The organism is Novosphingobium sp. 11B (assembly GCF_054589055.1).
In genome coordinates this window covers 13960-36678 of record NZ_BAAILP010000147.1, presented here as the reverse complement: position 1 = coordinate 36678, position 22719 = coordinate 13960, and the positions used below count along the sequence as shown (strand labels likewise).

Annotated in this window: 27 protein-coding genes; 13 read left to right on the top strand and 14 right to left on the bottom strand. The window is 61.6% G+C overall.

The window, feature by feature from the left end; all coding sequences use genetic code 11:
- Positions 1-2: 2 nt before the first annotated feature.
- The 6 genes from ACYPYD_RS13705 to ACYPYD_RS13680 all read right to left on the bottom strand — a co-directional run bounded on the left by ACYPYD_RS13705 (position 3) and on the right by ACYPYD_RS13680 (position 3926).
- A complete protein-coding gene (locus ACYPYD_RS13705; protein ID WP_459663649.1) occupies positions 3-215 on the bottom strand; it encodes a tail protein X in 213 nt (70 codons plus the stop codon).
- On the bottom strand, positions 215-712 hold the full coding sequence (locus tag ACYPYD_RS13700; RefSeq protein WP_459663647.1) for a head completion/stabilization protein: 498 nt from the start codon (positions 710-712) through the stop codon (positions 215-217). The genes ACYPYD_RS13705 and ACYPYD_RS13700 overlap by 1 nt, the downstream gene beginning before the upstream one ends.
- Positions 713-832: 120 nt before the next feature.
- Positions 833-1018, bottom strand: a complete 186-nt coding sequence (locus tag ACYPYD_RS13695) for a hypothetical protein (RefSeq protein ID WP_459663645.1) — start codon at positions 1016-1018, stop codon at positions 833-835.
- Positions 1015-1800, bottom strand: a complete 786-nt coding sequence (gpM, locus tag ACYPYD_RS13690) for a phage terminase small subunit (protein ID WP_459663643.1) — start codon at positions 1798-1800, stop codon at positions 1015-1017. Before gpM ends, ACYPYD_RS13695 begins: the two co-directional genes overlap by 4 nt.
- A gap of 137 nt (positions 1801-1937) precedes the next feature.
- On the bottom strand, positions 1938-3035 hold the full coding sequence (locus ACYPYD_RS13685; protein ID WP_459663641.1) for a phage major capsid protein, P2 family: 1098 nt from the start codon (positions 3033-3035) through the stop codon (positions 1938-1940).
- Between the two features lie 48 nt (positions 3036-3083).
- Complete coding sequence (locus tag ACYPYD_RS13680) at positions 3084-3926, bottom strand: GPO family capsid scaffolding protein (RefSeq protein WP_459663639.1); 843 nt, start codon at positions 3924-3926, stop codon at positions 3084-3086.
- A 168-nt stretch (positions 3927-4094) separates the two neighbouring features.
- Here ACYPYD_RS13680 and ACYPYD_RS13675 point away from each other — a divergent pair, with 168 nt between their 5' ends.
- Complete coding sequence (locus ACYPYD_RS13675) at positions 4095-6032, top strand: terminase large subunit domain-containing protein (protein WP_459663637.1); 1938 nt, start codon at positions 4095-4097, stop codon at positions 6030-6032.
- A gap of 14 nt (positions 6033-6046) precedes the next feature.
- Entirely contained in the window at positions 6047-7135 is a 1089-nt protein-coding gene (locus ACYPYD_RS13670; RefSeq protein ID WP_459663635.1) for a phage portal protein, read from the top strand.
- Here ACYPYD_RS13670 and ACYPYD_RS13665 read toward each other — a convergent pair.
- The 3 genes from ACYPYD_RS13665 to ACYPYD_RS13655 form a co-directional block, all read right to left on the bottom strand.
- Complete coding sequence (locus ACYPYD_RS13665) at positions 7108-7875, bottom strand: hypothetical protein (protein ID WP_459663633.1); 768 nt, start codon at positions 7873-7875, stop codon at positions 7108-7110. The genes ACYPYD_RS13670 and ACYPYD_RS13665 overlap by 28 nt on opposite strands.
- Before the next feature lie 827 nt (positions 7876-8702).
- Positions 8703-8951: a hypothetical protein gene (locus tag ACYPYD_RS13660; protein WP_459663631.1), complete on the bottom strand. Its 249-nt coding sequence runs from the start codon at positions 8949-8951 to the stop codon at positions 8703-8705.
- Positions 8948-9307 carry a thermonuclease family protein gene (locus ACYPYD_RS13655; RefSeq protein WP_459663630.1) on the bottom strand — a complete coding sequence of 120 codons (360 nt, stop codon included), beginning with the start codon at positions 9305-9307 and terminating at the stop codon, positions 8948-8950. Before ACYPYD_RS13655 ends, ACYPYD_RS13660 begins: the two co-directional genes overlap by 4 nt.
- A 261-nt stretch (positions 9308-9568) precedes the next feature.
- Here ACYPYD_RS13655 and ACYPYD_RS13650 point away from each other — a divergent pair, with 261 nt between their 5' ends.
- The 7 genes from ACYPYD_RS13650 to ACYPYD_RS13620 all read left to right on the top strand — a co-directional run bounded on the left by ACYPYD_RS13650 (position 9569) and on the right by ACYPYD_RS13620 (position 16849).
- Positions 9569-11221, top strand: coding sequence for a site-specific integrase (locus ACYPYD_RS13650; RefSeq protein ID WP_459663628.1), 1653 nt, complete (start codon positions 9569-9571; stop codon positions 11219-11221).
- A gap of 304 nt (positions 11222-11525) precedes the next feature.
- Positions 11526-11933: a hypothetical protein gene (locus tag ACYPYD_RS13645; RefSeq protein ID WP_459663626.1), complete on the top strand. Its 408-nt coding sequence runs from the start codon at positions 11526-11528 to the stop codon at positions 11931-11933.
- Positions 11934-12120: 187 nt separating this feature from the next.
- Positions 12121-12468: a hypothetical protein gene (locus ACYPYD_RS13640; RefSeq protein ID WP_459663624.1), complete on the top strand. Its 348-nt coding sequence runs from the start codon at positions 12121-12123 to the stop codon at positions 12466-12468.
- Between the two features lie 82 nt (positions 12469-12550).
- Positions 12551-12733 (top strand): antA/AntB antirepressor family protein, encoded by a 183-nt coding sequence (locus tag ACYPYD_RS13635; protein ID WP_459663622.1) that lies wholly within the window; start codon positions 12551-12553, stop codon positions 12731-12733.
- 10 nt (positions 12734-12743) lie between these two features.
- Complete coding sequence (locus ACYPYD_RS13630) at positions 12744-13391, top strand: antA/AntB antirepressor family protein (protein WP_459663620.1); 648 nt, start codon at positions 12744-12746, stop codon at positions 13389-13391.
- Between the two features lie 139 nt (positions 13392-13530).
- A complete protein-coding gene (locus tag ACYPYD_RS13625) occupies positions 13531-14052 on the top strand; it encodes a hypothetical protein (protein ID WP_459663618.1) in 522 nt (173 codons plus the stop codon).
- Positions 14053-14587: 535 nt separating this feature from the next.
- Positions 14588-16849 (top strand): M23 family metallopeptidase, encoded by a 2262-nt coding sequence (locus ACYPYD_RS13620; RefSeq protein ID WP_459663616.1) that lies wholly within the window; start codon positions 14588-14590, stop codon positions 16847-16849.
- Positions 16850-16905: 56 nt separating this feature from the next.
- On the opposite strand, the gene ACYPYD_RS13615 is transcribed toward ACYPYD_RS13620, so the two are convergent.
- Positions 16906-17217, bottom strand: coding sequence for a hypothetical protein (locus ACYPYD_RS13615; protein ID WP_459663614.1), 312 nt, complete (start codon positions 17215-17217; stop codon positions 16906-16908).
- A gap of 279 nt (positions 17218-17496) precedes the next feature.
- Here ACYPYD_RS13615 and ACYPYD_RS13610 point away from each other — a divergent pair, with 279 nt between their 5' ends.
- Positions 17497-18075, top strand: a complete 579-nt coding sequence (locus ACYPYD_RS13610) for a recombinase family protein (protein WP_459663612.1) — start codon at positions 17497-17499, stop codon at positions 18073-18075.
- Here ACYPYD_RS13610 and ACYPYD_RS13605 read toward each other — a convergent pair.
- Entirely contained in the window at positions 18032-18919 is an 888-nt protein-coding gene (locus tag ACYPYD_RS13605; RefSeq protein ID WP_459663610.1) for a hypothetical protein, read from the bottom strand. The genes ACYPYD_RS13610 and ACYPYD_RS13605 overlap by 44 nt on opposite strands.
- A gap of 457 nt (positions 18920-19376) precedes the next feature.
- Here ACYPYD_RS13605 and ACYPYD_RS13600 point away from each other — a divergent pair, with 457 nt between their 5' ends.
- Both ACYPYD_RS13600 and ACYPYD_RS13595 read left to right on the top strand, forming a co-directional pair.
- Positions 19377-20126 carry a phosphatidylserine decarboxylase gene (locus ACYPYD_RS13600; RefSeq protein ID WP_008829171.1) on the top strand — a complete coding sequence of 250 codons (750 nt, stop codon included), beginning with the start codon at positions 19377-19379 and terminating at the stop codon, positions 20124-20126.
- Positions 20127-20203: 77 nt separating this feature from the next.
- Positions 20204-20980: a CDP-alcohol phosphatidyltransferase family protein gene (locus tag ACYPYD_RS13595; protein WP_459663739.1), complete on the top strand. Its 777-nt coding sequence runs from the start codon at positions 20204-20206 to the stop codon at positions 20978-20980.
- Here ACYPYD_RS13595 and ACYPYD_RS13590 read toward each other — a convergent pair.
- The 3 genes from ACYPYD_RS13590 to ACYPYD_RS13580 all read right to left on the bottom strand — a co-directional run bounded on the left by ACYPYD_RS13590 (position 20904) and on the right by ACYPYD_RS13580 (position 21998).
- Entirely contained in the window at positions 20904-21167 is a 264-nt protein-coding gene (locus ACYPYD_RS13590) for a hypothetical protein (protein WP_459663608.1), read from the bottom strand. The genes ACYPYD_RS13595 and ACYPYD_RS13590 overlap by 77 nt on opposite strands.
- A 169-nt stretch (positions 21168-21336) precedes the next feature.
- Positions 21337-21606, bottom strand: coding sequence for a hypothetical protein (locus ACYPYD_RS13585; protein ID WP_008829174.1), 270 nt, complete (start codon positions 21604-21606; stop codon positions 21337-21339).
- Between the two features lie 89 nt (positions 21607-21695).
- On the bottom strand, positions 21696-21998 hold the full coding sequence (locus ACYPYD_RS13580; RefSeq protein WP_172704997.1) for a hypothetical protein: 303 nt from the start codon (positions 21996-21998) through the stop codon (positions 21696-21698).
- An 18-nt stretch (positions 21999-22016) separates the two neighbouring features.
- On the opposite strand from ACYPYD_RS13580, the gene rpsB reads away from it, so the two are divergent.
- The coding region (gene rpsB / locus ACYPYD_RS13575) for a 30S ribosomal protein S2 (protein ID WP_459663606.1) at positions 22017-22719 on the top strand (703 nt) is incomplete at its 3' end.

Genomic DNA, 22719 nt, shown 5'->3' with positions numbered 1-22719 from the left:
CGTCAGTCCCACAGCTTTACGGTTTCGAGAACGGCAGGTGCGGCGGCCGACAGTTCGGGAAGGGTGAGCACGGTGCCGGCAGGCAGGCGTGGGCCGAGTGCGGCAATGCCCGGGTTGAGATCGAGTACCTGTTCGGTCACTCCCTGCGTTCGTCCAAGCTCGCGCCAGCAGACGGCATCGACCGTGTCACCCTCGAGCGCGACCGCGCTGGCCATCAGATCAGCTCTACGCGGTTGCGGGTAACAGGCGTCTCTGCGCCGATGCTGAGCAGGTCCGCGACGGCGGCATGCGCGATGCGGCGCGAATCATCGGCCGTCAGCACCTTCTCTGCAGCGCGGTCGAGACCATCATCGGTTGCAGAGACGTCGCGGTATTGCCCCTGCAGCTCGGCCGCCGCGTAATAGATGATGATCCGCTCCCACAGTGCGACTGCCCGGTTCTTGTTGTTGAGCGTCAGGGACGTGGTGCCTGCGAGTGAAGTGATGCCGGCGCTCGCATGTTTGCTGCGCCATGCGCCTAGAAGGCGAAAGGCGGTGAGCATCGCGCCTTCCATGGCGCCGATCAGTCGGGCAGTGGGTACGACACCTTCGCCGAGGCGCGGTATCTCGCGGGCAACCAGGAGCTTCACAGGAGGGAACCACCCATCGGCCACAACCTCGGCATTCGCGGGGTCAGCGCTTGGGGCCGGGAATGAGATCGACAAGCCAGTCATGGGCGGTTCCTTCTGCCACGATGTCGGGGGGTGGGGACGGTCGGACCGAAAGACCGCAGGCGGCTCGCGATCGTCCCGTCCGCCCCCCGAGCGCCGTGGGGCACATCGGTGGCGGCGGCCTCAGGCGAGGCCGGCGCGCCTGGTCTCGAAAATGGAGCGGGGCTGGGATCGGGTCAGCACGGCGATCGGCGAGATCACCGGCGCCGTGATGACGTTCATGATCGTCAGGAAGGCGGCGAACACGGGTGCGGCAAGCAGGCACATGGCGGTGCACAGGACGCGCGAAAGGGGACGGCGAAGGCTCATTTCGGTTCTCCGGTTGTTGACTGGTCACCGCCGGCCTCTGCCGACAGCTTGGCGAGCTGGCGCTCCAGTTCCTTGATTTCGGTTTTCACGCCGACGTCCTTGTCCAGCTCGAGCGCACGCTTGGCATGGGCGAGGGCTTCCGCAGTAAAGGCCGCCTTGCCGCCAGCGGGCGCATTGTCCGCGCTGGGGTCGAAGGCGTCGGCCTTACGGCGGAACCCCCGGCCGATAGCCTTGTACAGCTTCGCCTTCGCCGGATCAGGCATGTCGTAGCCGTCGACCAGCGTCAGGACCTGCAGCAGCTGCTCGAGCGTCACCAGTTCGTGCTGGTTGAGCGCAACCGTGGCGATGTCTTCGGCAAGGAAGCACGCGGCCGTCCGGCTGTAGCGCTCGGGCATGACCACGTTGAACTTGAGCACGTGCGCGCCGATGCGCAGCGCGTAGTCGATGTCGCGGTAGTCGATCGCCCACACCATGTTGGTAACGACAATCTCGTCCTGCACCGCGTGGCCCTGCTCGCCTACCTGCAGAACGCCTTCGATCCATGGCGAGAAGGCTTTGGCGAACTCCGCCTTCATCGGGTTGCGCGCCTCGATCGACGCGGTGTCGGCGAGCTGGCGCAGGTTGTCGTGCAGCAGCACGCGCAGGGCCGCGTATTCCTTGCCCGCGACGGTCTCGGTATCGAGGGCGGGCGGGGCGGCTTCGGTGCGCTGGCTGACGTGGTTGGGGCCCGCGCTTTTGAGGCCGCGAACCATCTGCTGGTGACGTCGGAAGGGGCTGACCATGCGGGGCTCTCCTGTGAATGATGGGGTGCCCGCTCTATCCGGCGGCGGGCGCGGGACGCTGGCCGAAGCCTCTCCCGCTATGCGTTGGCTGGGTGGTGCCATCCCGGATGACAGGTCCCACCGTTCGCCCTCGGGTATTACGGACGGGCGCCGAAGGTGATGTTCTCGGCCAAAACCGCAAAGTCAGTGTCCTCGAACACGTAGCCCTCGTTGACCGAGTTGTAGTCGACCAGCTGCGCCATGTTCTCCGGCTCATCCTTGATGTACCGGCGGCGCGAGCCTTCCTGGTAGTAGATCGACAGGTTCTTGAGCGGAGTGACCAGCATCGTGCCTTCCGGGAAGAAGGGGACGATGGCCGCCGGACGCCCGCCGATCTGGCGCGCCGACATGACGATGTCGGAGACCGTTTCGTCACTGGTGGACCGGCCGCCGTCGATCGTGTCTGCCAGCGGGCGGTTGACCATCGGGAAGTACTTCTCGTCCACCAGGTCCTGGCTGACGACCACGACATGATCAGTCGAACTGCGCGCCCAGCTGGGCATACCGCCGATGAGGTCGTATGCCAGCGCGTCGATGTTCTTGTAGTCGCCGTCTTCGTGATCGGACCCGGCGCCGATGTAGATCGGTGCAGCGGCGCCGGTAGCCGTGGTGACGCCGCCGGCGGTTACGGTGGCGCGGCCCATGACGTGGTCGGGCTTTTCAAGCCGCAGCTTCTGCAGCCAACCGATGTTGACGTCTTCGCCAAGCGGGTTGTCTTCCGGATCGGTATCCGCCGCAGCGGTGATACCGTGCCAGCCCACCATGATGCGGCTCAGGCCCACGGACGTAGCGACGTGCTTGGCATAGCGCTGGGCAAAGTCATCGAACTTTGACCAGGCATCAACCAGCTCCCACGGCAGCCAGCTGTCGAACAGGGTGGTTTCGAGCTTAAAGTCGCGGTCCTGGAGGCGGCCCACATACTGCGGACGGCGGGGCAGGTTGGCGCGCGAGCGGCGGCTTGCGATCATGTTGTTGGCACCCATGCCAATGACCTGGCCGATCAGATCGCGAACGCCGATGATGTTGATACGGTCGAGGAAGCCGACCTGTTCACGCTGCAGATCCTCGAGACGCTGCTCGCTGGTGGGTGCGAGGGCGAATTCGCGGCTGACGTCGCGCGCGCCGTTGGCATTGCCGATGGCCGTGAAAAGGCCGTCCAGATGTTCACGGCCGCGAACGGAGAGATTGTAACCCATGATGATGGTCCTGCTTGAAGGGTGCGGGGCGGGCGGTGAGGGCGCGGCTTAGAAGACGCCGGCGTAGCGACCGGAATTGCCGTTCGATTGCGGCCGGCGGTTGTACTGCTCGGAGGGGGTGTCCTCCTTTTCCTTCTCGAGCTTGGCGAACTTCACGCCTAGCGCGTCCACCTCGCTGCGAAACTCGGTCCGCAGCGCGCCGACCTCGTCCGAGATCGCCTTGCCGTGATCGGCGAAGAGCTGCTTCAGGGCGGCGAAGTCGAAGCCTTGCGACGCAGGTTCCTTCGTCTCGGTGTTGCCCTGCGGCTTTTCCTCGGTCTTTCCGCCGCTGAACTTGGCGAAGGCACCGTCCAGCACCGCGCCGAGCTTGGTCAGGAAGCTGTCGCTGGCATCGCCGCTGCCTGTCTCGGCGAATTCGAGAAGCGCGGATTCCTCGCCGGGGACCTTAAGAACGCCGGGAAGCGAACGGTTGAACTGCAGACGCTCGGTGGCGATCGAGGCCGGGCTGTCGGTCAGCGCGCAGCCCATCATGTAGGCGAAACCCTTGCCGCCGAAATTGGGCTCGATCTCGATCGACGGATAGACCTTCTGGCCCGCGTCGTTGAGCTGCTTGGCATCGTCCATGACGTCGAACACGCCGTAGAGGCCGAGGCGCTTTTCCTTCTTGCCGTTGAAGTTGACCTCAACTTCAGCGGTCGAAAGCTCGAGCACGTCACCGTAGGAGCGGAAAGGGCCATCGCCGGTGAAGCCGCGCAGGTGCTCGATGTTGAGCCGGGCTCCGTAAGTCTTCGGGTCGTAGCTGTCGGCCATTTCCTTCAGCATCTTGTCGTCGATGGTGCGGCCATCGACGGTCGAGCCGGCGGTGGCGAGGAGGAAGGACTTGGTCTTCATGGGGCGGCTCCGCGTTCGGTCCTAAGAAGGGCGGTTGCGGCGCCCGGCGTCTGATGACGTGTTCAGGCCCGACCGGCGGCAATCTTGCAACGCGCGGGCGCGGTAACGCTGGCTTCTACCAGCGCAGGCCATCGCCAGAGGGGGGTGTCCGCGGTGCATGGCATCCCCATGGCCCAATTTACCCCCTCGGCTGAGCGCGAAGCGGACCCGACGATCAGTCGGCAGGTCGGCCGTGCGCTCAAGCGCGAGGCGCGCTCGCTGTACTGGCGCGGGTGGCCACTCAACGAGATCGAGGACGAGCTGGGGGTGAACTATAACACCCTCGCAAGCTGGTGCCGCCGCGAAGGGTGGGACCAGGCGCAGCCCGTTACCGTGATCGTCGACCGGGTCGAGGTGAAGATCGCCAACCTTCTCGACAAGGACCCGTTCACCGAAGGGGACATGAAGCGGGTCGATTTCTTAATGCGCCAGCTCGAGCGGGCCGCGCGCATCAACAAGTACAACGAGACCGGGAAGGAAGGTGACCTCAACCCCAACGTCGCCAACCGGAACAACGGCGAGGCCAAGGCCAAGCGCGCGGAGAAGCGCAAGAATTTCCTGACGCTCGATCAGTGGCAGGCGCTGCTCGACGACTTCCACGATCGCAATTTCGAATACCAGGAATTGTGGTGGGCACAGCGCGACCAGCGCGTCCGCAAGATCCGCAAGGCCCGTCAGGTCGGTGCAACGTGGTATTTCGCTCGCGAGGCGCTGGCCAAGGTCGCCGAGGCGATCATCAACGGCGCGGGCAAAGACAAGCTCGAGGTCGAGGAAGCGCCGCGCAACCAGATATTTCTGTCCGCATCCGAGCGCCAGGCGCTCAAGTTCCGCCGTGAGATCACCGGGTGGGTGCGCCGCGTCACCGGGGTCGAGCTCAAAGGCAAGATCATCATGCTCGACTTCGTCGGGCAGTATCCCGACGATGATGAGGGCAACGCCACCGGCCCATCGCTGGATCCGGTCGGCTTCTACTTCCTGTCCACCAACTCGGCCACAGCGCAGGGCGAGAGCGGCGACTTCTACTTCGACGAATATGCGTGGGTCCACGGCTTCGATGAGCTGAACCGCGTCGCCAGCGGCATGGCGACCCACGAGATCTACAAGAAGACGTATTTCTCGACGCCCTCGACGAAGACGCATGACAGCTACGCCTGGTGGTCCGGCGAATCATGGAACCTCGGCCGCGCGAAGGGGGATCAGAAGCCCTTCGACATCAGCCACAAAAATCTGCGGCGCGGCGCAATCATGCCGGACGGCAGCTGGCAGCAGCTGATGACCATCCATGATGCCGTGGCCATGGGTCTCGGCAAGCGAGTCAACGTCGATAATCTGCGGCAGGAGTATTCCGAGGAGGCGTTCCGGAACCTCTTCGAATGCGAAGACGTCGACGATTCTGAGAGCAGCTTCCCTTATGCCCGTCTTGCGCCGGCGCGGGTGGACAGCTTCCTCAAGTGGCGCGACTTCCGCCCCGCGCTCATCGACATTCCCGGCGCACGTCCGTTCGGGGACAAGCCGGTGTGGATCGGATACGACCCGAACAAGCAGGGCCGCGACGATGCCGCGCTTATTGTCGTTGCGCCGCCCGAGCAGGCCGGCCGGGGCAAGTTCCGCGTCCTGGAGAAGATCCGGCTCAATGGGCTGGATTTCGCGGGGCAAGCCGACGCTATCCGCAAGATCGCGGCGCGGTACCGCGTCACCGACATTGCGATCGACACGACCGGCCATGGTTTGGCCGTGTGGGAGCACGTGCGCAACTGGTTCCCCCTTGCTCGCAAAATCGAATACTCGGTGGCGAGCAAGACGGCGCTGGTCATCAAGGGCCAGAACATCTTCCGTCACCAGCGAATCGAGTTCGATTCGGGTTGGAGCGACCTCATGCAGGCGCTCATGGCGATTCGCCCGGCGCTGACCGGCAGCAAGAAGGGCGTCACCTACGTCGCCAAGCGCAACGGTGAGATCGGCCACGCCGATATCGCATGGGCGCTTCTCAATGCACTTTCCAATGAGCCGCTCGATGCAGGCAGCGCCAGCCAGGGCGCCGGCGGCACGATCCGTTTCCTAGACTGACAGGAGCCACTTCCATGACCGATGCCCTATCAACCGAAGTGGTCGAGACCGTAAGTGCGTCTGCCGTCAAACACCCGGCGGACGCGTCTTTCTTCTCGTTCGGCGATCCGGAAAGCGTACTCGATCGGCGCGAGCTGAGCAGCTATTTCGAGACCTGGCACAACGGCCGCTGGTATGAGCCGCCGATGCCGATGGGCAAGCTGGCGCAGGCGTTCAACATGAGCCCGCACCATCGCAGCGCTATCGCGCTCAAGGTGAATTTGCTCATCTCGCAGCAATTGCCAACGCGCGAGCTTTCCGCAGACGCCTTTGAACGATTCGCGCTCGATTTCCTGCAGATGGGCAACGGCTACCTCGAGGACGTTCCGAACGTCGCCGGGCGCACGGCCCGCGCCGAGCATACGCCTGCGATCCATACCCGGGCAGGTGTCGACCAGGACGTCTACTGGTTCGTGAACTACGCGGCCGGGAAGGAGCACAGGTTCATGCCAGGGCGCGTTTTTCATCTGCAGCAGCCCGACGTCGCGCAGGAGATTTATGGCGTCCCGGAATGGCTTTCAGCGCTACAGTCTGGGCTTCTGGCTGAGAATGCCACCCTCTTCCGCCGCCGCTATTATCTGAACGGCGCGCACGCGGGCTTCGTGTTCTACGTCAGTGACGCGCTGGCCGATCAGGAGACCGTCGACAAGCTCGAGGAAAAGCTCAAGTCCGCCAAGGGTGTCGGCAACTTCAAGAACATGCTGGTCTATATCCCGAACGGGAAGAAGGACGGCATCCAGATCATGCCGATCGCCGACGTTACCGCGAAGGATGAATTCTCCGCGGTAAAGGGCATCAGCCGCGATGACATGCTCGCAGCTCACCGCACGCCGCCGCAGCTGATCGGGATCATCCCGCAGAACAATGGCGGGTTCGGCAAGGTCAGCGAGGCCCGCGACGGGTACTACATCACCGAGATCGTGCCGATCGCGCGCCGAATGCTTCGGATGAATGCGTGGTTCGGCGCGCCCGTTCTCGCCTTTGCGGACTACATCTGCGCGGACAGATCGATAGTGCGCCAAGTTGGCGACGGCTTTCAGATCCTTCCAGCCGGCTCTTCCTGATTAGTCGCGCTAGGGTAACCAGTAATAGCCGGCCGAAAGATATTCTCCGCTTCATTTATAGCTCTATCGAATTTTTTAAGAATTTCATCATTCGCATGGCTATTAAGCCATATATCTAGCTCGAGCTTATCCCGAAGACTGTTGTCGAACTGATCATATTTTTGAGCGCCAAGCATCATTGCAGCGACGCCAACCTTCACCATCGCCGCATGAATATCGTTAAATGGCTGCATTGCAGCGACGCCAAATAAGGCAGCTGCCCTATAGCGCTTGGAGTAGAGATTGTTGAAGAAATTCTGATTTTCATGCATTCTTCGAAGATATGGATAATAAGTGTCACGAAGATCGCGCTCTTCTTGCCTTTCTTTATCACGGCCGATGCGGTCGGAATTTTCATCTGAGAATGATCCTGGGGACCGAATTTCTATCATTACACTTCGGGCCTCATAGAACTCGCGTAAAGCAGTTTCCGCGAAATCTGAGCTTCGCTTCCAGTTATTAAGATCTCGGTCCAACTCGAATTTTCGTTCTGCAAGCGACTTGTCGAACTCAAATTTCTCTTTTGCGGCGGCTTGATCCGCAGCCAACTTCGAATGGTGAAGCTTGGCTGCGATGCGCGAGTTAACAGCAAGAACTACGATAGCGACGATCCCAGCGACTAAAGACGCTAAGACTGCGGGCTGGCCTAATGCTCCGGCCATATCTTCAAGCGCTGGTGTGGATGGTGTAACGCCGAGCATTCGTAGACTCCGGTTGGATATTGGTTTGGTCGCGGCAGCAAGTCAGCTTGCCGCATTCGGCGCCGGACATAACAAATTCCCATCTCGCTAGTCTCAGCCGATTGCGTTTGTCACATCGGCCTGCGCCTAAGCTCTTCTGCCGGACAGAAAGCTAAGTCCTGAAATCCTTACCTACGAGAAGGGCGCAAGGTAACGATCGCGCCCTTCGTCCGCGAATCGCGCGTAGCGCAACTCCAAGCATTTAAATTATCCACCCAAGGAACAATATTACCCATCAGGGAACTTATTTTTCCACGTAACAATATTACGCGGACGCGCAACGAGGCAACTCTGCCTCACAGCCAAACGCGCTTGCCCCCACGCCTCGCTTGCTCCTTCTTCAACGATAATTGTGCATCTGGGGGAGGGGGCGGCGCAGCCTGCAACACCCCCATACCTTGCAACGGCCTAATATTCCTAATCTGCTGGGAAATAGCGCTCAAACCTCGGGGAAATCTGCGGCTTTCCAGATTAGGTCTCCGCCCTAATCGGACATAATATTTTTTGGCGCTAGACCTTATATCATTGAAAACTAACGTTTTTTTAAACTGCTAATATTGCCCTACTTACATATAATCTGATTATAACAATATTAGGAATATATTAGGACGTAACCGTTTGAAATTACAGAAATGTTAGGAATGTTAGGTGGTTGCGAGATACCCCCTGTTACCCCAGACCCTCAACGGAGGACTGCGGATTTTTGGTGCATCGATGCCGGGGATATAACTGTCGGGAGGTCGCGGCTTGGACTGTGCGGATCTGTGCGCAACAGTGCGCGGCAGCGATCAGCGCTGAGGGATGCGCCGATCGCGCTCGTTTCGCATGATACGCAGCGCCTGATCTGACGGGAGAGGCGCGTACGCGCTGTCTCTCAATGCAATCCCGCTGGTGATGTCATCGACGTCATGGTCAACACGGATCCGCGCTTCGAGGTGGTGAAGCTCTCGGCCGCCGCGACAATGATCCGCCGAGAAGAGCGCGAGCGGCTCCTCCGTTTCAATGTCGACCAGGTAGAAATAGCGGAAGGGGATCAACGCCAGGGCTTCGCCAAGCCGCGCGCAATCAGGTATTGGCCAGCGTCTCGGCCGTTCACGTAAACCGTTGCGAGAGTTCGGCCGTAGCGATCAGTCCCAGTTCGCTGGATCTTCGCATTCCCGCTTCCTAGAAAGGTACGCAATGCGTCGCGGCTGTCGCGGCCGAGCTGAGCATCACACCAAGCTGGGTTTTTTTGATGCGGCAAGGCGCGTGCGGTTTCTCGCGGTGCATCTCGGAGATCCTTGCATTCCGGAGCATCGATGCCGGCGAGGCGAACCCGTTCCCCGGAACATAGGCGGACGGTGTCACCATCGTGAACGGAGGCAATGCAGGCGGCGGCAAGAATCAGCGACATGAGTGCCCGGGTAGCAGAACAAAAAAGGCCCACGCAATTGAATGCGCGAGCCGTAATGGAACATTGTCGAGGTTCGCCAAAGGCTTCGGGACTCGGCAGAAAGCCGTGGGTCAGGAATTGTGGTTCGCCAAACCAAGTCTATGAAACGGCGGAAAAGTCCCACACCAGCCCTGTCCACCACCAGCTCTCAACTGATTGAGAACCGCAGAAAACCTGGCTGGCCAGCTTCCGAGTGCTACACAAAAGCGCTACACGGAAGGCATGGAAGCGGTGTTCAAACTCTCCCGGCGCAAAGGCTCCGCCAAGTGGCAAGTGCGAAAGCGCTGGCCGACCGATGTTGCAGCGATTCTTCCGGGCGAGTTCAACGCCTCCACGGGCGAGGAGGAGCGGTCCAAGGCGCAACAGCAGCTTGTCCTGATCGCGGCAGAGTATGAGCGGCGGGTTGCGGAAGCACGGTCTAAGATCGCTTCAGCGCCAGTGACCGAACTGACGGAGCTACAGGTGCGGCGCATAGCCGCTGAGTTTTACCGCACAGGGCTTCCGTCTAGTGTGGTGCGGCGTCGGGTCGAGCCCCTCGAACAGCAGGAGCTTGTCTCTTTCGCTAGGTCTCAGGCGGCTTCGGCACGGCGACTGGCCGGACGGCTTGATTTCAGCCCCGTTATGGCTGCCGCTCGTACTCTTGTCGCGCGGGAGGGGGTGAGCCTGCCTGATGATTCGGAGGGATGGGACCGCGTACATTCGAGGCTGATGCAGGTTTTTGTTGCATTGCAGGAGGATAGGCTTGCGATGCTCGAAGGGCACCAAGAGCGTGTTCCTACGGCCCGTTCTCTGTGGGACTTCCCGGATGAACCAGCCGCATCGCCGGAGCGAACCATAGACGATCTGTTAGCCGCCTACGAAGCCGACAAAGCGGCGGGGTGGAGCGGGTCGTCTAAGAAAGCCGTGGTTCCTGTCTTCCGCGTCCTGCGTGACGTGTTTGGCCGTCGCGGGGTGTCTAGTATCACGCGCGAGGACGCCAGAGGCATCGTAGAGCTACTGCAGCGGCTTCCGACCATGCCGGGCAAAAGGAGGGAACTGGACGGCCTGACCATGCCGCAGGCCGCCGATCGAGCTCGCAAGCTAGGCTTGCCGACGCTTTCGCCCAAGACAATCAACGATGGCTACCTCCTGCACATTGCCTCAGTTTTTAATTGGGCTGTGCGGGAGCAGTGGATTGCGTCCAGTCCGTTCAAGGCTCTTTCAGTTCACGACCCGGTAGCGGACGAGGACCGGCGCGACCCTTTCACCGCTGCTCAGTTGCAGGAACTATTCAGCTTGGGGTGTTGGGTCGGGCCGTGGGAAGCGGCGCGGGGCAGGGCGGGCGATTATTGGGTGCCGCTGCTCTGCCTGTTTCATGGCTTACGGAATGGCGAAGCGGCCGGCCTTCGTGTGGAAGACGTCACCATCGACGAAGGTATCCCGCTGATCCACGTCCGACCTTATGAAGGGAAGGGACTGAAGACCGAGGGGTCGCGCGGGTCGATCCCGGTTCACCCTGAAATGCTGGCGTTGGGATTCCTAGCCTACGTCGAGGGGCGGCGGGATGACGGTGAGGTCCTGCTGTTCCCTGAGGGGACGTCAAACGCGCGCGGGCAGGTTGGTGCGAAGCTCGGGGAGCGGTTTAGCCAAAAGGTCAAAGCGTTGGGGATGACCGGGCGAAAGCTGGGGATGCACTCTTTCCGTCATAACTTTGAAGACCGGCTGCGGGCGGCTGAATTACCCGAGAGGACGTCGCTCGCCCTTGCGCGCCGAACGGAGCCCGGATCAAGCCGCATCTATGGAGAGGGCGTTACTGCCCGCCAGAAGCAGGCGGCAATGTCGAAACTGCACTATCCTGGCATCGATCTGTCCCACCTACGGAGGGGGACTGAGTAATGCCGGATGCGGGTTACTTCAGAATCCTCATCCTGCACCACGCGCAGGGCGGTCGGCGCGCAGGCTGCGGCAACGCGGTGCGGCGCTAGAGGGGCGGCAGGCCGCCGACGAAGCGGGGCGGATCGTGGAAGGCCCGGGCGGAGAATTCTATCGGATTTGGGGGCTTATGAGTGCCCACGTAGTTCGATGCGGCTTCACACGACACGGGGACCTGGGCTAGAGGTCGTGTCAGGGCCATTCCCGCTGCTGCATCGCGGGCCGGGCGTCGTTCTCTATGCCCATTCCAGTGATTCAAGGAGGTAGAGTGGTCCACGGCAGCGCAGTAAGCAGGGGGCCAGCCCTCGGCAGGGGCGGCAACGCCGTTGCGCTCAACGCCATCCTGCTGTCCTCCTTGCAGAAGATCGCGGAAACCCTGCCGGAGCGCTGTACAACCGCTCAGCTCATGTTCTTCCTCACGGCAGCCATGCACGACCTCAATGACGACCCGTCGACTTTAACCGAACTACAGGAAGAGGTCGGGCCTTACGTGAGCCGCAGCCTGCACACGACATACAAGGTCTTCCTCGACGAGCCCCGCAAGCGATCCGATTACGATTGCAAGGCGCGGGGGCTTGGTTGGCTGACCGCCGAGGCCGATCCGAAGGACGGGCGGCGAAAGCTGCTGCGGTTAACGGAGCAGGGCCGTCACGTTTTCTGTGAAGCGTTCGCTTAGAGCTTCACCTTCTTAAATCGCCGGGGAGGCCGCCTCAGGCGTCGACTCTGGAAGATAGGCCATTCCTTGCTGGAGGGCGTAGACGCGCTCTGCGGGCTTCCAGCGGCATTCTGCGCCATTCGATTGGGCCTCACCATTGGTCTAGTGAACACCTGCGATATGCGCGGGCCACGCCAAGGAGAATTCCATGACGATAGTGACGCCTGCCCGCCTGCTCCAGCTCCGCCAAGAACTGAATTTCCTGTGTAGGGCTCTTGCGGCGGAGTTTGACAGGATTGCCTCCCGGACTTCCGGGCCCGATTACGACCCCTTCAATTCCGAGCATGTTGCTGCCGCAGGAAGCACAATAACGGCGGTGCTGAAGGAGGTCGGTAAGGCGTTGCCGCCGTGCCGGGTCGCGTCCGTGAGCAAGCTCTTCGAGAACACCGGCCAGTGGCAAGCAAAGATGCGTGTGCTGAAGCTCCTGCGAAAAGCGGCGGTGCATTGTCGCGCTGAAAGCTGGGCACGGGCGGGTGCTTCGACCGGCAGCAGCTAGCCCCCACGCTCGCGGTTGTCTCCGGCATAGCTTTGCGAATTACCGGCAGTCCCTCCCCGCCATCGAGAAGGACGGAAGGTCTATGATCGACGCGGAAAGCCTGCATGGATGGCTCGCGAACGGTCGACCGATCCCGAGCTGGTTCCGAAAGGTGATGGACGACTATGAGTTTGGCGAAGGGCGCGACTATTTTCCCGAAACGGAAAAAAGGACCGGAGGCAGGCCCCGTAAGGACTACCTCCTGACCACCTCCCGTCGAGCATAACGGGACGCCTATGATCGACGCGAGGAGCCTGCATGAGTGGCTTAAGCCGAAGGTTCGCTTCAACGACTGGATAAGCCGACGTCTCGATGAGTATGACTTCCAAGATGGGGAAGACTTTCACTCACTGCTGAGTAAAACCCGTGGTCGCCCTCGGAAAGATTATCATCTCACTATTGGGATGGCGAAAGAGTTAGCCATGGTCGAGCGGACAGAGGTTGGCCGAGCGACTCGCCGCTACTTCATTCAGATGGAGCAAGCCGCTCTGAAGATGGCGACCGCCCATGTCGAAGCCGGCACGCCCGAAGCGATCCCACAGGACTTTTTCGATGCCCGGTCGGAGATTGCTTCGCTCCATGCGAAGCTGGACCGGCTGGTTTCGGCAATGGCATTGCCCGCGCCTAAGGACGCCGAGCTTGGCCCCCTGCCGCCGTGGGTCACCGCGCAGGCTGCCGTCGATCGGCTCGGCCTCTTCGACCCCCGCCTGCCTGCCTCCGCGATGCACGGCTTGGCTTCCAAGGTCGGGGCCGAGTTGACCTCCGGTGGCGAATACAGCGCGGCAGAAACACAGGCGGAAAGCGCGGCAATCGTCCCGCCTTCAATTTCCACTCACCCTTGGGGGAAGGATACATGGAAGGAAGTAACCTTAGGTTATCCTTAAGTGGTCCTTAGGATGGTACGTAGATCGATACCCCTCCATTCCTCCCTCCTGATTGCCCCTCACCATTGAGGAAGGGAGCATTCATGCAGCACTGAGGCAGCAGGTCTTCTCCCTCTCCCGCCACCGCAAGAGAGGATCTATGGCCATTTATCCTGAGACACTGCCGCACCGCAAGCCAGCCGGAATATCGGTTGAAGCCGCTAACGACAACGCGCCTCCGCGAAAAGCCGACCTGCCTGGTAGTTGGTTGAGCTGCTTGGTTCGGATTTCTGCACAGGTGCCGCCAAGAACGACCCCCGCGCAAATCGCTTTCTTCCTCGCCGCGGCCCGTGACGATTTACTCGGGAAGCCGAGCACGTTCGTTCAACTGCGCGATGACTTTGCGCCAGCCGTCCGGCGGACGCTCCACTCGACCTACAAGGTTTTTATGACCGAGCCGCGCAAACGCCCTGACTACGTGGTCACCCGCCCCGGCTTGGGGTGGCTGTCGCAGGAAGTAGACCCTTGTGACGGTAGACGCCGATACATTCGCTTAACGTCGGCTGGCAAAAGCGCCCTAGCGGACGCCTTCAACATCGAAGTGCGACCGTCACACGGAGAGAATCCCGAAGCGCTCTCCAACCGCCTACGGGTGGCTATCGAGGCGGTGTACGTCCTCTGATCGCGGTGGCCCTCGCAGCTTTAGGCGGGGCCACTAGTCCCGGTTTTCGTCAGCGGTGGCGGAGGTCAAGGGCGGCCCGGTAACTCTCCGCCGGGTCGCCACCTTGAGCACTCCTGCTCCCCAGGCAGGCCCTTTAGTTTCGGTAAAAATTTCCGAAGCGGGAAGCGCTATCGACGGCTGCCGCCGCTTCCCCCCGCCGGGGGTGCCTCAGGGACGACCGTGGGCCGTCTGTCGCCTCCTCCCCGCCCTACGCTGGCAGGACCACCCTAGCGGGAAAAGAGGTGGGCCGAGCGACGGGCACCCCCTCAATCCTCACTCCTCGCCAGCCGCAACACCAGGCGGCCCGCACCAGCCCCAAGGAACCACTCACATGGCCTCCGATCTTTCCCAAGTCCAAGCACGTCCCACGCAGCAACCCCGCGCGACTAGCGGACGCAATCGCATGTTCTCCCGCCAGAGCACCGAAGCTCCTCCCGCCCGCTTCCTTCAGGATATGCGGAACGCCAGTCGGGGAGACGGCGGAGCAGGTGAACTCATGCGCGCCCTCGGCATGGTCCGAGAAGCTGCGTCCGATTTCCAGCAGTATCAGGAAGGCAGGGCCGCCAAGCAGGCTGAGGCCGACCAGGCTGAAGGTGCGGAGGCAGCGGCAGCGGGATTGGTCGATCCAGCCAAACAGCAGGAGTCCAAGGCATATCAGGCGGGTGTCCTGTGGCAGCGTGGCGATGCTGATTGGGCGACGCGGCAGAGCGCTATGGAGCAGGGGGTGCAACAGCTCATCCAAGGGCAGACCGACCCCGATCCTGCCAAGCGCGAGGCGGAGGTGGCCGAGTTCCTCGAACAGCAGAACCGAGCCTTTGCTGTGGACGAGGAGGGAAACCTTCGAGACTTCGGCTCTCCGGCAGCGGCTCGCCATTTCGCCACGCAGATGGGGCAGGTGCGCGGCGTCCTCCTGCCTCAGGCCGCTAGCCTGATCCGCAAGCGCATGGGCGAAGAGAGCCTGTCGAACATGGCGACTGCTGTGATCGGGAAGCTGAAAGCGGGCCAGCAAATCGACCCCGCTGACGAGTTCGCCCGCCTCCTTCCCTCGGTTGATCGCCGCGCCGCCGTGGAAACGCTGATGCAGGCCGTGGAAGCTGCTGCCGGAGAAGCTCAGCAATCCGACCCGCAAGCGGGCCTGCGCATGATCGACGGACTTCTTGGCTGGGCACAGCGCGGTTCCGGCCGTCCAACGGACGATCTCCCAAAGCCGCTCATCCCGGGCAACCTGTCAGAGGCCATTCGCTACCGAGTGAAGAACTCGGACGGTAGTGTCTCGACCGTGCGGACGATGAGCATCGGTACGGACGAAGGCGAGGTTCTGATCCCCACCGTGGTAGACGACAAGGTCGTTTCCGACGAGGCAGCGATCGAGCACTTCCGCAAGACCGGCGAGAACTTCGGCACCTTCAAAACACCTGAAGAAGCGACGGCTTATGCTATGGCTTTGCACAGCCGACATGAGGCTCAGCTCGCCAAAGAGGGGACAGCTCCGACCACCGGTCTCCTGCAGCCCTTCCAAGGGTTCACCGCGGGAAAGCGCACCGGCAAGATGGGCGATGCCCGAAGCGGCGGCAGCTCGCACAACGGCGAGGACTTCCCGGTCCCTGTCGGTACGCCGATCACGTCGCCCCTCGGCGGTGAGGTTATCTCGTCGATGCGGAATGCTCGGGGTGGTAATCAGGTCCGCGTCCGCCTCGATAACGGCGCTATCGTCGGCTTCGCCCATCTGTCCTCGCGAGAGGTTCAGGTCGGCCAGCGCGTCGAAGCCGGGGCTCAGCTCGGGCTCTCGGGCAACACCGGCAAGTCGACCGGGCCTCACGTCCACATGACCATGGAGGTCGACGGCAGGAAGGTCTCGCCCTCGGACTACTTCGCTCAGCGCGCGCGCGCGGCCCTCCCGACCTCGGAAGCGTTGGGCAGCGCTTTCGGGAGTGCGGGGTCGGGGGAAGACTCGGGAGGGGAGGTCTCGACCATCACGCCTCTTGAGGGGCCGCTAGCCCTGTCCCCGGGGCAAGTCCTCCACCTCCAAGAGTTCCGCCGCACATACAGTCAAAGGGCGGAGGCTGAGGCAGAGCGGCGGCGCTCGGAGGACCAGGCCGGGAACCTGTCGCAGCTTATAGCTCGGCTCACGGGAGCGGAGGGCAACTATCCAACCAAGGCCGAGGTTCAGGCCAAAGTCCGGGCCGGAGCCGTGTCCCCGCAGCAAGGGATGCAGCTCCTCAACATCATAGATGGGGACACCCGACAAGCGAGGTCGGATGCTCGTCAGGCGGTGGCGTGGGCCCGGGAAGATCAGCGCGAGAGCAAAGAGTCTTACCTACGGAGCCGGGTCGGTTCGCTGCTTGGTCCTGTCTATGCAGGTCGTGCGACTATCACCGAGACCGTAGGGAAACTGACGGCGGCAGTCTCTCGGGAGTCCGACCCCGAGTTGCGCCAAGCCTTGATGCAGAGCGTCCACGGGGAGCTTAGCCAGTTGCAGACGCTTCGCCAGAAGGGGCCCGAGTATCAGGGCGCAGGCGACGACCTCGACGGCTGGGAAGACGCCTACGGCGGTCAGCTCGGGAAGGTTCGGCTCCCCCGTGGGATGGATACGCAATCAGCCCGTGGATTGATCCGCTCAAAGCTGGATGAGGTCCGAACCGAGCTGGGCCGAGGCAATGTCCCGCCCGACAGGGTCAAAGGCTACATGGAGAGCGCTGAGCGGCGGCTAGACTTGTGGTTCTCGCAGACGTTCCCGCCCCGAGCGGTAAAGAGGTGAGTGGGCGGAGGCTCTTTCGGTTGATCCGGGGGAGCCTCCCATCTGCGCTCCAACCCCTAGTTGCGAGTGTACTGCGGCAGGCCCTCAGCGCGTCGCCGCGCACTTTCACGCTTGGCGGCGGCCTGATCCTCCAGGTTCATCTCGCGGATGCGCTTCATCGCTTCTTCTCGCGAGAGTTCTGCTGCCGGGTAGGGGTAGAAAATGGCCCCGGCGGTGTCGATGCCGAAGACCAAAAGGTTTATGCGGCGCCGCGCTTTGTGGCCGTGGCATTCATTGCTGTCCAAGCCGATGGTGCGTCGGTTGAAATCCCGGCGGGCGGCCTGCTCTGGCGTATCATGGATCGCGGGTGAAATGTTTGTGTGGATCACGGTGAGCTGATTTCCCTGTTACGCGACTGCCGCGCTTCGTCGCTGTAGCGGAACGGTTTGTCGTGAGAAGGTGATGGTTCCACAAGCGCGAATGCTTTGAGTCCAGCCGAGTCTTTTGCGCGATGAGCTGTTGCATCTAGCCGTATCCGGCAGGGAGCGCACTGGCTCGAAAACGAGCGATTACGATACAGTTCCATTAGCTGTATCGGAAATTAGCTTGACGGACATTCCGATCCACCGCATATATCGAGCCACGTTTTCGTTACAGAGGCTTCACCGATGACCCGCACCTTTGCCTACTGCCGCGTCAGCACTGCCGACCAGACCACGGACAACCAGGTCCGTGAGATTGCTGCTGCGGGGTTCAGCGTGGAGCCTAAGCGCGTTGTGGAGGAGACCGTCTCCGGTTCGGTGGCCGCTATGGAGCGAGTAGGGTTCTCCCGCCTTGTCGATCGGATGGAGGAGGGAGACGTCCTTATCGTCACGAAGCTGGACCGCCTTGGCCGCAACGCCATGGACGTTAGGGCGACCGTTGAACGGCTGGCAGCAGAAGGGGTGCGGGTGCATTGCCTAGCCCTTGGTGGCGTCGATCTGACCAGCGCCGCCGGAAAGATGACTATGGGCGTTCTGTCTGCCGTGGCGGAGTTTGAGCGGGACCTTCTTATCGAGCGGACGCAAGCGGGCCTGAGCCGCGCTAAAGCTGAGGGCAAGACCCTTGGGAGACCATCGGCTCTCACGCAGGAGCAGCAGGGCGAGGTTAGGGCGCGCCGCGCCGCTGGGGTATCTCTAGGGGCCTTGGCTAAGGAGTATAGTGTCAGCCGTGCGGCGATCCAGAGGGCGGAGAAGCGGGTTGCGTAAGCCCGCGCTCGTGCTTTGCCCTGCTTTTTTCGGGCAGCAAGCCCGCCGTGCCTGAACCGGCTTCAAGGGGAGTCTTTCGGGTAGGCTTAGCGGGGGCTGCAGAAGGCGCTCTCCTCTCAGCCGTTGGAGCACTGACACGGTATTTCACCTTGCAGTCGCCAGAGATTAGGGCTTTGCGGTCGCCGGGAAGGACGGCCAAAAAATTTTCCGAAAAGCTCCGGACAATCGCCGCTCTGTTGCACATCGTGTAATGCTTGGAGGCGTACTCGTACGATCTATGGCGGTCGGAATCACCCTCCGTGATTCCCTGAAAGAACAGTGATCCACAAAATACTGCTACGGTCGAGATCACCTCGAACTGCATCGCAGCTAATCCGGCTCGCTCGGAGAACAGCATGACACTTGCTAGGATCGCAGGCAAAACCCCAATGTAGAGTGCAACGAGGTTGATCCTGTATCCGTATGCGGCTTGGTAGATCACCATGCTGGAGACAAGTGCCGCCATGCCGTAGACCATGCGAAGGATGATCGTGCGTGCTCTCTGATTAGAGTTTTCAGCCCTCGTCCTCTCTTCCGGGTCGGTCAGCGCCGCAGCCCTGCTTATAGCGTAAGGGTATCTGGAAGTTAGTCGGTATGACGTGAAAGCTATCGGCACGAAAAGTGAAAATATGTAAGCCCTTACCATATCCCCGATAGACACAGAAAACAGATCGGCCACCTTAGCATGTGCAATGAGGTTCGCGCCAAAACCAAGGCAGTAGCTCCACAGAAACAAAGAGGCTCCGAGAACGTGTGCTATTGGCAAGGCGACTAGGATGTGACCTATCCGTTCGTTCGTAGTCAACTTCTCTGCCAATCATTTTAGCGCGCGGGACGGAAAATCGCGTCACCGCCCGGATTAGATACCGATACTGTCGAATGATTAAAAGTGGCGGAAAACTTCGCTGAAGAATCGTTAGGCTTCCTCCGTCGTGGGCGGTTGAGAGGCGCCGACAATGGTGCTACACAAATGCCCACAATGGGAGCTATGAGTCCACGGTTTTCTGCGGTTTATTCGGGCTGATCGGCAATCCAGCCCTGTCCACCACCAGCTGACCCGGCGAATGAGCGCCGGTCCCGTTCAGGGTTTTCACATAGAAAAATAGATGTCTCTCGGTGCGAGGCTCCGTTCCCGTATGGCTGCGGTCTACGAAAGATCGTGGTTCGCGGCGAGCGGGTTCTACCCGCGCTTTCCCGTGGACAGGGAACAACGGGCGCGTGGTGGCATTGCGGTACACGTGCACACTGGCTAGACGAGAACGATGCCCGGAAACATTCTAGATAATCAAGGTCGCGGCGAAGCGTCGTGGCAATGGCCCGCCATTCACAAGGAAGGTCGCAAGTTCGGCGCCATCGCGGGCGTCGTCGCTGCGATTGTCTGGATACTGTGGGGACCGTGGTTCGGCTGGCCGCTGGCGGTCCTGACGGTCTGCGTGCTGGCGTTCTTCCGTGATCCGATCCGCGTCACGCCGCAGGACGAGCGCGCCATCGTCGCGCCTGCCGACGGCCTTGTCACGCTGATCGGCAAAGTCTCGCCGCCGCGCGAACTGACCATGGATGATGGAAGCGGCAATGCGCCGATGCCGACCGATCTGGTCACCCGCATCTCGATCTTCATGTCGGTGTTCGACGTTCACATCAATCGCTCGCCGATCAGCGGAACGATCAAGCGGGTGATCTACATTCCCGGCAAGTTCGTGAATGCCGATCTCGACAAGGCGAGCGAAGAGAACGAGCGCCAGCACATCCTCGTCGAACGCGGCGATGGCCTGCGCATCTGCTTCACGCAGATTGCCGGACTGGTTGCGCGTCGCATTGTGCCGTTCGTGAAGCCGGGCGACATCATCGCTTCCGGCCAGCGCATCGGCCTGATCCGATTCGGCAGCCGCGTGGACGTCTACCTGCCGGTTGGCGTCGAGCCGAAAGTCCTCATGGGTCAGAAGATCGTTGCGGGTGAAACTGTGCTTGCGGAACTCGGCAGCGCGCCGCTGATCGAGGGCATTGCCCAGTGATCGACGATCTGCCGGGCAGCGATCTGGACGAAGCTCCCGGCGACGCACCGCGCCGGCGTCTGGCTCCCGGCCTTTCGATGCGTGCAGTGGTGCCCAATGCTATCACCGCTGCGGCGCTCTGCTCCGGTCTGACCGGCATTCGTTTCGCCATTGCCGGAGATTACGAAAAGGCTGTGCAGGCAGTCATTCTCGCTGGTCTGCTCGACGGCATCGACGGGCGCGCCGCGCGATTGCTCAAGGCGCAGACGCGCTTCGGGGCCGAACTCGACAGCCTTGCCGATTCGATTTCCTTCGGCGTCGCACCGGCGCTGATCGTCTACTTGTGGACGTTGCACCAGCTTCCCAGCATGGGCTGGATCGCCTCGCTGGCCTTTGCGATCTGCTGCGTGCTGCGGCTCGCGCGCTTCAATGCGCGGCTCGACATGCTCGACCAGCCGCACAAGGATGCCGGGTTCCTGACCGGCGTTCCTGCCCCGCTCGGCGCCGGACTCACGTTCCTGCCGCTCTATCTGTGGGTAGCGAGCGGACGCATGCCCGAGTTCGCCAACCCGATTATCGTGAGCGGGTGGATGGTACTGGTGGCCTTCCTGATGATTTCGAGCATTCCGACGCTCGCTTGGTCGCGGATGCGTCCGCCGCCGCATCTGCGACTTGGCGTCCTTGCACTGGTTGGCCTGACGATGGCAGCCCTGCTGATCGAGCCCTGGTTCACGCTTGCGGTCGTGACCATCGTATATCTGCTGTTGATCCCGGTCGGCCTTGTCACTTACGCCAAGGTCAGGCGGCAAGGTCCATCGATGCCGTACCCGGCCACTCCAGCCGCGCCGCAGTACGACGGATCGGCCGCTTCCTGAGCGCGCCGAGCGCGGGCAGTTCCACGCGTTCGATCACCTTCCACGTCACAACTATCGTCCCGGGGCACGCAGCGAGCTGTTCCCGGAAGGTCAGGGCCTGCGGCGCATAGCGGCTGATCGTCACCAGGATCGAGAATGCCGAAGCCATCGCGGCGAAGGCAAAGAGACAGGCGGCGAATGCAGTCATGACCGTTCCTTTCGAATCTTCGCCCGCTCCCCTCGCCTGAAGTCGGTAGAGGGCTGTGGACAGCTTGTGGAAAAAGAGAATCTGTTCTAACAATGTTCCGATGACCGTTAGTTCTCTTTTTGTTCTATCCGAGTCAAGCGCTTTTTGAAATTCGCGTCGCGATGCCCTTTCACACTGCGTGATTGCGATGCGGATAGTGATGCAGGCGATGGGTGACGGGCTTGGGGTGCTGCTGGCGCCGTGGCCTACGGGGTAACCGGGCCTTTCCGTCCGTCCGGGTCTGCAGCGTCTTTGCATGGATCGGCGGCGGTGCCGCGCTGTCGCAAAGCGCTGCGTGCATCGCGCGCACGGCGGGTAGGGCGGTGGTCAGGCTTTTCCAGATTGTGAGCGCGGCCGCTGCGGCAGCGAGCGCAAACAGGATGGATGCAATGATAGTCATGTGCGAGCGACCTTCTTATTCCGGTTTCGCCCCACCCCGTCCTCTTGACGCCTCCTTTGGCGCGAAACCTGTGCAATTTGAGATGTTTGCTACGTTAGCCAACTTATCACCAGCTTTGCCTTGAGAAAACCGTCAGGCGCGGCGAGTTCCTGTTCAAGTCCTTGAATCGTGTGCGAATCGGCCATTTTGACGGTGAACTGACAAACGTTTGCGGCGAATTGGGGCTGGATTTTGATGGCGAAGGCGTCTAAGCGCGCCGCGTTCGTTAAGAGATTGCCCGGATCGTCCGGTGCGACTCGAAGCGGGCAATCCACATGGAAGGCGCACATACCGGTGCTGTTGCGGCCAGAGTCGAAAGACTTCCGCGCGGTTCCTGCCTTCCAGAGGTTCAACCGGAAAGGAATTCTACTATGGCGGCACCTGTCGTCACCATGTCGCAGCTCATCGAAGCCGGCGCGCACTTTGGTCACCAGACCCACCGCTGGAACCCGCGCATGAAGCCGTACATCTTCGGCGCGCGCAATGGCATCCACATCATCGACCTGTCGCAGACCGTGCCGCTCTTCGCGCGCGCTCTGGAATTCGTGCAGTCGACCGTCCAGGCCGGTGGCAAGGTCCTCTTCGTCGGCACCAAGCGCCAGGCGCAGGAGCCGATCGCTCAGGCAGCCCGCGCTTGCGGCCAGCACTACGTCAACCACCGCTGGCTGGGCGGCATGCTCACCAACTGGAAGACCATCTCGGGTTCGATCAAGCGCTTCAAGGCTCTTGAAGAGCAGCTGGCTGGCGACACCGCCGGTTTGACCAAGAAGGAAGTCCTTCAGCTGACCCGCGAGCGTGACAAGCTCGAGCTGTCGCTCGGCGGTATCCGCGACATGGGCGGCATCCCGGACGTGATGTTCGTGATCGACGCCAACAAGGAAGAGCTGGCGATCAAGGAAGCCAACGTCCTCGGCATCCCGGTCGTCGCCGTGCTCGACACCAACGTCAACCCGAACGGCATCGCGTTCCCGATCCCGGGTAACGACGACGCCAGCCGCGCCGTGCGCCTGTACTGCGAAGCGATCGCCCAGGCCGCGACCAAGGGTGGCCGCGCCGCCGTGGTCGACAGCGGTG